This is a genomic window from Streptomyces sp. NPDC055078, assembly GCF_053607985.1.
In genome coordinates, this window is sequence record NZ_JBSGUP010000027.1 from 21389 (window position 1) to 30734 (window position 9346).

General features: G+C 71.1%; 8 protein-coding genes. 7 read left to right on the top strand and 1 reads right to left on the bottom strand.

Going from position 1 to position 9346, the window contains the following annotated elements:
- Positions 1-72 precede the first annotated feature (72 nt).
- Positions 73-1125 carry a hypothetical protein gene (locus tag ACWF94_RS04465; RefSeq protein ID WP_453484583.1) on the bottom strand — a complete coding sequence of 351 codons (1053 nt, stop codon included), beginning with the start codon at positions 1123-1125 and terminating at the stop codon, positions 73-75.
- A gap of 241 nt (positions 1126-1366) precedes the next feature.
- On the opposite strand from ACWF94_RS04465, the gene ACWF94_RS04470 reads away from it, so the two are divergent.
- From ACWF94_RS04470 to ACWF94_RS04500, 7 genes are all read left to right on the top strand, one after another.
- Complete coding sequence (locus ACWF94_RS04470) at positions 1367-3421, top strand: hypothetical protein (protein ID WP_453484584.1); 2055 nt, start codon at positions 1367-1369, stop codon at positions 3419-3421.
- Between the two features lie 123 nt (positions 3422-3544).
- A complete protein-coding gene (locus ACWF94_RS04475) occupies positions 3545-4807 on the top strand; it encodes an ABC transporter substrate-binding protein (protein WP_453484586.1) in 1263 nt (420 codons plus the stop codon).
- A gap of 7 nt (positions 4808-4814) precedes the next feature.
- Positions 4815-5693, top strand: coding sequence for a carbohydrate ABC transporter permease (locus ACWF94_RS04480; RefSeq protein WP_453484588.1), 879 nt, complete (start codon positions 4815-4817; stop codon positions 5691-5693).
- The gene (locus ACWF94_RS04485; protein ID WP_453484589.1) at positions 5693-6625 is read left to right on the top strand and encodes a carbohydrate ABC transporter permease; all 933 of its coding nucleotides are present in this window, start codon (positions 5693-5695) and stop codon (positions 6623-6625) included. The genes ACWF94_RS04480 and ACWF94_RS04485 overlap by 1 nt, the downstream gene beginning before the upstream one ends.
- 11 nt (positions 6626-6636) lie before the next feature.
- Complete coding sequence (locus ACWF94_RS04490; protein WP_453484591.1) at positions 6637-7443, top strand: amidohydrolase family protein; 807 nt, start codon at positions 6637-6639, stop codon at positions 7441-7443.
- On the top strand, positions 7440-8180 hold the full coding sequence (locus ACWF94_RS04495) for an amidohydrolase family protein (RefSeq protein WP_453484593.1): 741 nt from the start codon (positions 7440-7442) through the stop codon (positions 8178-8180). Before ACWF94_RS04490 ends, ACWF94_RS04495 begins: the two co-directional genes overlap by 4 nt.
- Complete coding sequence (locus tag ACWF94_RS04500; RefSeq protein WP_453484595.1) at positions 8180-9313, top strand: DegT/DnrJ/EryC1/StrS family aminotransferase; 1134 nt, start codon at positions 8180-8182, stop codon at positions 9311-9313. The genes ACWF94_RS04495 and ACWF94_RS04500 overlap by 1 nt, the downstream gene beginning before the upstream one ends.
- The last annotated feature ends 33 nt before the right edge of the window (positions 9314-9346 follow it).

Sequence of the window (9346 nt, forward strand, 5' to 3'; positions counted from 1 at the left end):
CCGACCGGTCCGGGCGCGGACCCGCCCGCAGCACACCGCCCCCGGCCGCACTCCGGCCGGGGGCGACCCTGATCAGCGGAAGTCGGTGATCCGGAAGGCCGACAGCATGTCATGGTGCCGCGGGTCACCCGCCGACGACGGGTAGAACGACGCCTCCGCGCCCACCCAGCCGTGGAAGTTCCCGTTGTCGTCGATGATCTGCATCATCGGTTTCACATGTGAGTTGCCCGTGTAGCAGAACTCGTTCCGCTCCATCGCCAGGCAGGTGCACCAGTGCCACAGTGAGTCCCGCCGGTCGTAGCTGGAGATCTTCAGCAGGTGGTACTGGATCGATGTGACGTCCGCCGTCGTTCCGCCCCCGTAGGTGGGACAGCCGCCGGTCTTCTGGCACGCCGCGGCCGACGTCGGCTGGACGTATGTCAGGCAGTGGGTCTCCGTCGTGCACATCCGGAACTGTCCGTGCTGGAACGTCTGTCCGGTGCCTGTGCCGACCCGGTCCTTCGCCCACGTGGCGATGTCCTGTTTCAGTGTGCCGGGGAACGCCTGCACCGTGCCCATCGATCTGCGCTCGGTGAACGCCGCGTTACTGCCGTACGCGTATCCGTGGGTGGCGAGGCTGTTGAAGCGGTAGTCGAGCTTGGCGAGGGTGCCGTCCGGTGTGGTCCGTACGGCCCACTCCTCCGACCAGGACTGGCTGATCTGCCACGTGATGTGCACGAGTCGCGTCCCGCTCGCATCGGTGCGCGTCGTGAACGTGCCCGTGCGCGTCTCCGCGGGCGCGGCCATGAAGCCGCCGGCCGTCAGGGTCTGGCACTGGCGGACATGGGTCTTCGAGTTGTTCGCGTTGGTGGAGCAGGACAGGTCGGGGGTGGTGCCCGTGGCGTCACGGGCGGGGTGGGCCTTCTGGGTCCAGAGGTAGGTGCGGGCGGTGACCGTGCCGGTCGTGTCGAAGGTGTACGTGCCCAGCCGGGTCCAGTTGTCACGGGAGTTGTCGCGGAGCGAGCCGAGGCTCACCACGTAGTTCTTCTTGCCGCCGGGGAGTTCGACGGCGGCGCCGGCGGGTGGCGCGATGCCGAGAAGGGCGAGTAACAGACCAAGGGACAACGCGAGGGACCAGCGTCTCATGGGGCGCTCCTCCATCTGATTGGAGTTCCGGTCAGTGCCGTAAGTAGAGCGAGCCTGACCGCCGGTCGTCAATGGTTGCGGTCAAGTTGCGGCCCTGAACAGAGTCTTGACGACTCTTTAGTGCACGGCATATCACTTTCGGCTAGTGCCGTAACTCAGGTGCCGCAACTCAGGTGCGGCAACTCAGGTGCCGTAACCCAGGTGCCGTATCTCCAGCCCGGAACCGGAGGTGTCCCACACCATGTCGACGCGCCGAGCTTTTCTGGTGAGTACGACCGCAGCCCTGTCCGCCACCGCCCTTTCCGCCGCCCCCGCACTGGCGGGGGCCCCGGCCGGCGCGGAGGCGCCCGGCCCCCACTCCCTCGGTATCCCCCTCAAGGACGTGCTCCTCATCGGCGGTACCGTGGCGCCGGGCCCGGACGGCCGCCCGGCCTGCTGGAACGTGTCCACGGGCGCGCCCGCCCACCTCAACGCCATCGACCCCGCCACCGGCGACGTCCTCGTCTCCGCTCCCCTCCCCGGTGCCCAGGGCGCCTGGACCGTGGCCGCCGCCCCCGACGGAGCCGTGTACGTGGGCTCGTACGGCAGCGGCGGCCGACTCTACCGCTGGCGCGGCGGCAACGCCGCCGAGGATCTCGGCGTGCCCGTCCCCGGCGAGACGTTCATCTGGCGGCTCGCCGTCGACGCCGACGGCAAGGTGTGGGGCGGTGGGTCGCCGAACGGCCACCTCTTCCGCCTCGATCCGGACACCGGTGCCGTCGAGGACTTCGGCCGCCCGATCGCCGGCCAGACGTACATCAAGAGCCTCGCCTGCGCCGGCGGCAAGGTCTACAGCGGCGCGTACGCCCAGGCCCGTATCGCCGAGTTCGACCCCGCCACCCGCACCTTCACCGAGCTGCCCAAGCCGCCGGGACTGCCGTCCGTCGACGGCCAGGTGGTGTACGACCTCGACATCCACGACGGCCGCCTCTACGCCCGTATGGGCAGCGCCTTCCCCGGCCCGATGTTCGTCCACGACCTCGCCGCCCGCGCCTGGACCGACGAGATCCCCGACGCGCACGGCCTCAACATCTCCCCGCCGGACGCGGACGGCGCCGTCTACCTGATCCAGCGGAGCGAGCTGCGCCGCTACGACCCCGTCACCCGGCAGCTCACCGGCACCGGCCTCACCTTCACCGGCCGGGTGCAGAACGCCCGTTCCATCGGCTGGGCCGGGCTGGGCCTGCCCGACTACCCGGGGCCCAGTGTCGTCGGCACGCTGTGGCGCGGCGCGATGTTCCGCTATAACCCGCGGACCGGCGCGTACGCCACCGTCGAGTCGCACGTCCGCCGCGACGAGCCGATCGAGATCCTCGCCCTCGGCGCCGGCGGCCCCGGCACGGTCTACGCGGGCGGGTTCCTCAACGGCGGTCTCGCCTCGGTCGACACCCGCACCGGCAAGCCGGAGTTCCACCGCTTCTCGCAGATCGAGTCCCTGCTGCGGGGCGGCGACGGCGCCCTGTGGATCGGCACGTACCCGGAGGCCCGCCTCTACCGCTACGCGCCGGGGAAGCCGTGGAGTTCCCCCGAGTACTCCCCGGGGCCGGACGGCACCCCGGACAATCCCGAGCGGGCCCACACGCTCAAGGAGCACGTCCAGATGCGGGCCAAGGCCCTGGTGGAGGTGCGCGGGAAGATCGTCATGGGCACCGTCCCGGACGGCGACCGGCTCGGCGGGGCGCTCGCCGTGTACGACCCGGGCACCGGCGAACTGGAGGTCACCCGGCACGTCGTGCGGGACGAGTCGGTCTTCGCCCTCGCCACCGCGGGCGGCGTGGTCTACGGCGGCTGTTCGATCACCGGCGGCCTCGGCACCACCCCGCCGACGCGCGAGTCGGGCGCCGTCTTCGCCTGGCACGTCCGCGGAAGGCGCAAGCTCTGGGAGCTGGTCCCGGTGCCCGGGGCGGCCACGGTCACCGCCGTGGCCATCGGCCCTGACCGCAAGCTCTGGGGCATCGCCGGAAATACGGTCTTCGCGGTCAGCCCGTACGCACGTAAGGTCGTCCGGCGCTTCACGGTGGGCACCGGCCGGGGCGGCGGCGATCTCGCCGTGATAGGCCGGTATCTGTACGCGAGCATCGACGGCAACCGCGTCTACCGCGTCGATCCCTGGTCGCGGAAGCCTCCGGTGCTGGTCATCGAGCATGCGCACCGGCGGCTGATCGCCCACCCCGACGGCCGGCTCTACTTCAGCCGCGGCGCCGAGTTGTACCGCGTCGACCCGCGTGACCGCGTCCCCGGCGACGAGGGCGGCTGATTCCGGCCGGCCTCAATCCCCGCTCGCCGCGAAGCCATTGACAGTCCCAAAGCACCTGGCTACTTTCGGTCAAGGCCGAAACTGCACGGGCTCCACTGCACTCCGAGGCCCCCGGAGGCCCTGATGAACTCAACGCTCAAGCGCATCCGCATCCCCCTCGCCCTGCTCAGCCTCACCGCCCTCACCGCCGCCTGCGGCGGCTCCGACGGCGGGTCCGGCTCGGTCTCGGAGGAAGTGACCGTCTGGATGTACCCGGTGATCGGCGATCCCAAAGCCAACACGGACTACTGGGAGGGCCTGGAGAAGGCGTACGAGAAGAAGTACCCGGACGCGCGGCTCTCCATCGAGCAGCAGCCCTGGGACAACCGCGACGAGAAACTCGCCACCGCCTTCAGCGGCGGCAAGGGCCCCGACGTCGTGGTCCTGCAGCCCGACCAGATACCCCAGTACCTCGCGAACGACGCCCTCGCCCCCGTGGACGACGCGATCAAGGCACACGCGGACACGTTCCTGCCGAGCGCCCTCACCTCCCTCACCCACGGCGGCAAGGCGTACGCGGCCCCGATCTACCACACCGTCACGACGACGCTCTACAACAAGAAGCTCCTCGACCGGGCCGGCATCGAGAAACCTCCGGCCACCTGGGACGACATCAAGGCCGCCGCGCCGAAGCTGAAGGCGGAGGGCCTGGCCACGCTGGACTACTCCGCCAGCAACGAGGCCACCCTGAACCTGAACTTCTACCCGCTGCTCTGGCAGGCCGGTGGCAAGATCTTCAGCGAGGACGGCAAGAGTGCCGCGTTCAACGACGGCAAGGGCGTCGAGGCCCTGACCTTCCTCACCGACCTCTACCAGCAGGGCGCCGTCCCCAAGTCCACGCTGACGAACACCAACGTCGTGGCCGACCAGGCGCTCGGCAAACAGCAGGTCGCGATGGGCTTCACCAACTCCGGCATCGACTTCGGCGTCGCGGAGAAGGCGTGGGGCAAGGAGAACGTCCTCGTCGGCGCCCCGCTCACCGGCGAGAAGCAGGTCGCCTTCGGCGTCCCCGGCGCCCTCGGCATCAACGCCAAGGGCAACATCAAGGGCGCGGAGCAGTTCATCGAGTTCATGACCCAGCCGGACCAGATCATCAGCCTCAACAAGAAGACCGGCTTCCTCTCGCCGCGTACGGACGTCACCGTGCCCTCCGCCAGCCCGTACGCCAAACAGCTACGGGACGCCCTGTCCGTCGTCGTCCCCGGTGAGTCCAACCCCGTCTCCCGCCAGCTCATGGGCATCCTCGCCCCGGAGATCCAGGCGGCGATCACCGGCAAGAAGTCTCCCAAGGACGCCCTCGACGCGGCGGCCGAGCAGGCCGACGCCCTGCTGGCCAGGCAGCGGTAGCCGCGGGATGCGGAAGACCGCGCCGCTGCGCCGGCACGACGCACGCGCGGGGCTGCTGTTCGTGGCCCCGATGCTCCTTCTGTTCACGATGTTCCGCTTCGGCCCGGTGCTCGGGGCGGGGTTTCTCTCGCTGACCGACTACCGGCTCAGCGGTGCATGGGAGTTCATCGGGGCCGAGAACTACTCCCGGCTGATCGACGACGATCTGTTCTGGGAGAGCCTCGGCGTCACCGCCCTGTACACCGCCGTCTACGTCCCGCTGACGGTCGGCATCGCCCTCGGCACCGCCATGCTGCTGCACCGCACGATCTGGCTGCGCGGTTTCTTCCGCGGGGTGTTCTTCCTGCCGTACGTCACCAGCATCGTGCTGGCCGCCGTCGTCTGGAAGTGGATCTACGAGGTCGAGGACGGCCTGCTCAACTCCGCCCTCGGCGCCCTGTCCTTCGGCTCCGTCGACTTCCTCGGCAGCGACTCGCTCGTACTGCCCTCGATCGCGGCGACATCGGCGTGGAAGGGCTTCGGCTACTCGATGCTCATCCTGCTCGCCGGCCTACAGTCGATACCGAAGGCCGTCACGGAGGCCGCGACGATCGACGGCGCCGGCGGCTGGCAGCGCTTCCGTCACATCACCCTGCCGATGCTGCGGCCGGTGCTGTTCTTCGTGCTGGTCATCGAGGCCATCCAGGCGTTCCAGGTCTTCGACCAGATGTACGTCATGACGGCCGGCGGACCGGTCCGCTCCAGCTACAGCCTCGTCTACTTCCTCTACGACACCGGCTTCAAATACTTCGACTTCGGCTACGCCAGCGCACTGGGACTCGTGCTCTTCGTGGTCGTACTGGTCTTCTCGCTGATCCAGCGGTGGTTGATCGGGAGGGACGACTGATGGCTCTGCTCACCCGCGACAACGTCCCCCCGGACAAGAACGCCGACGACGGCGGCGGCAAGGACAGGGGCGGGGGCAAGGACAGGGGCGGGGGCCGGGCGCCGAGGCCGGCGCGGCCGGACCGGGGCCCGGCGCGGCTCGGGCTGCCGACGCTGCTGGTGCTGGTGGCGTTCGTCACCGTCGCGCCGTTCGCCGTGATGGTGCTGGTCGCCTTCGCCCCGCACAGCGGCAGGACCCTGCCGGGGGCGTTCGACGTCACCCGGGCCACCCTGGCGAACTTCGACGAGGTGCTCGGCAGTTCCGACATCCTGCGCTGGGCGCTGAACTCGACGATCTACTCCGTGGTCTCCGTCGTGTTCATCCTGCTGTTCGCCTCCATGGCCGGCTACGCCTTCGCCAAGAAGCGCTTCCCCGGCCGGGAGATCATGTTCTGGTCGTTCCTGGCGACCCTGATGGTGCCGTTCCAGGCCACGCTCATCCCGTACTACATCCTCATCTCCGAGCTGGGCGGGGTGGACACGTACTGGGGGATGATCGTCCCCACCCTCGCCAACTCCCAGGCCGTCTTCCTGATGCGGCAGTTCATCATGCAGCTGCCGGACGAGCTGTTCGAGGCCGCGAAGATCGACGGCGCATCGGAGTGGCGGATCTATCTCACGATCGTCCTCCCGCTGATCCGGCCGATCATGGCGACGCTCGGCGTGTTCGTCTTCCTGTGGCACTGGAACGACTTCCTGTGGCCCCTGGTCATCGCCCAGTCCGGGGACATGCACACGCTGACCGTGGGGCTGGCCACGCTCGACGGCGAGAACGTGACGATCAACCAGGTCATGGCGGGGGCGACCATCACCGTCGTACCGTGCCTGCTCGTCTTCGGGCTGCTCCAGCGGTATCTGACGGACAGCATCGCGACGACGGGGCTGAAGTCGTGAGGGTCGTCGACGTGAACCGGATCCTCGGGCCCGTACCGCACGACGACGTACCCGGGCGCGACGCGGACGGGATGCGCGCGGAGCTGGACAGGCTGCGCATCGACGAGGCGTGGGTGGTGCACTCACACGCGGTCTACGGCGACCCGCTGACCGTGCCGCCGGTCGGGGAGGACCCCCGGCTGCCGGCCGTGCCGGTGGTGATCCCCGGCCCGCTCGGCACGGGGGAACCGCCGCCGGTGCCGGTGGTACGGCTCTACCCGGCGGCGCACCGCTTCTCGCTCGGCGACGGCGGCAGCGAGGGCGACGGCTACGGCGACAGCGACAGCGACAGCGACGGCGCCCGGCTGCTCCGGCTGCTGGGTGAGCGGCGCACCGTGACCCTGATCGACTGGGACCAGCTCGACGCCGCCGGCCGGCGCCACCTCTCCCGCCGTACGGGCATGCCGCCGGTCGTCCTCACCAGCACCGGGTACCGCGGCCTGCGCGAACTGGCCGATCTCCTGAGCCGCTGCGAGCACCTGCACGTCGACACCGCCACGCTCTGCGGCCACCGCCAGGTCGAGTGGGTCGCCGAGCACTTCGGGCCGCACCGCGTGCTGTTCGGCACCGGCTCGCCCCTGACCGACGACGCCGGGCCGCGCTTCCAGCTCGACCACCTCGACCTGCCGGAGGCGGACGTCGCACGGATCGCCGCGGGCAACGCCGACCGGCTTCTGCGGGAGGCGCGACGGGAGGCCGGGGACCGGGAAGCCGGGGGCCCGGAGGCCGGAGGCCGGGAAGCGGGACGGCGCGGGGCCGGACGGGGGGAGGCCGGATGAATGTCATCGACGCACACGCGCACCTGGGCCGCTGGTTCAACTTCGCGATCCCCGACGGCTCCGCGGCGAGCCTGCTCGCCGTGATGGACCGCTGCGGCGTCGCCCAGGCGTGCGTCTCCCACCTGCTGGCCGTCGGCCCCGACGCCCGCACCGGCAACGCGCTGCTCGTGGCCGAACTGGCCCGGCACCCGGGGCGCCTCCTCGGCTACGCCGTCTACCAGCCGCACGACCCGGAAGCCGGCGCCCGGCTGCGCGACCTGCTGGACGTGCCCGGCATGGCCGGTGTCAAGCTCCACCCGGACGTCCACGAAGCCGAGCTGGACTCGCCCGCGTACACCGAAGCCTTCGAGATCGCGGCGGAGCGCGGCGTGCCCGTGCTCTCCCACGGTCAGTACGGCTCGCCCTGGTCCGACCCCGCGCGCTTCGCCTCGGTCGGCCCGCGCTACCCGGCGCTGCCCGTCCTCATGGGGCACGCCGGGCTGTGGCCCGAGGGGTTCGCCGCGGCGGCGCGCGCGGCGGCGGTGGCCCCGAACCTCGTGCTGGAGACCTGCGGTTCGCGGATGACGGCGCGGCACCTCGTCCGGCTGGTGCGGGAGGTGGGCGCCGAGCGGATCGCGTTCGGCTCGGACGCCGTCTTCCTCGACCTGCGGGTCGGGCTCGGCCGCGTGATGCTGGCGGAGCTTTCCGGGGCGGAGCGTGCGCAGATCCTCCACGGAACCATGAAGGGGCTCTTGTGATGTCGTCACCTGTACGCACCGCACCCTGGCCCGAGTGGCCGCCGCCCGCCACCGACGAGCAGCGCGCGGCGCTGCTGGCCGTGCTCGACAGCGGCCGGTGGGGCGCGACCGACGGGCCGGAGGTCGAGGACTTCGCCGCCGCGTTCGCGAAGACGGTGGGCGTGCCGTACGGGGTGTGCACCGTCAACAACACCGTGGGGCTGTTCCTCGCCCTGCGCGCGGTGGGCGTCGAGCCCGGCGACGAGGTGATCGTCCCGGCGTACACCTTCGTCGCCAGCGCCTCCGCGGCGGTACTGGCGGGTGCCCGGCCGGTGCCCGCGGATGTACACCCCGACACGCTCCTCGTCGATCCCGAGGCGGTCGCCGCCCTCGTCGGACCGCGGACGAGGGCCGTCATGACGGTCCATATCTCGGGGGCGGTGGCCGACGCCGGCACGCCCGGGGTGCCGGTCGTGGAGGACGCGGCCCAGGCGCACGGCGCGGTGCGCGGCGGGCGGGCGGCGGGGACCCTGGGCGACGCGGGCTGCTTCAGCTTCCAGGCGAGCAAGGCCATGACGGCGGGGGAAGGCGGCGTCATCGTCACCGCCGACCGAGGGACGTACGAGCGGCTGTGGTCCCTGCACAACGTCGGGCGGAAGCTGGACGGCGGCTGGTACGAGCACCCCTCGCTGGGCTGGAACCTGCGGATGACCGGCTTCCAGGCGGCCGTACTCCGGCCGCAGCTCGCGCGGTTGCCCGCGCAGATCGACCGGCGGACGCGCTCCGCTGCGGTGCTCGCGGACGCGCTGGCGGACGTCGAGGGCCTGTCGGTGCGCCCGGCGCCCCCGGACACCGAGCGGCACACCTGGCACCTGGCGCTGCTGCGGTACGACGCGGAGGCGTTCGGGGGCCGTACGAAGGGCGACTTCATCGCCGGGATGGCGGCGGAGGGCATCCCGCTCGACGCCGGCTACCGCTCGCTGTCGGTGGAGCCGTCGCTCGCCGAGTACGCCCGGCCGTGCCCGGTGGCGGAGGCGGAGGCCGAGGCGACGGTGTGGGTGCGGCAGCATCTGCTGATGGCCGACGACGACGCGATGGCGGACATCGCGCGGGCGGCGCGGAAGGTGCGGGACGCGTTCACGCGCCCGGCGTGAGGCGGAAACCGGCGGTGGGGACGGGGCCGAGAG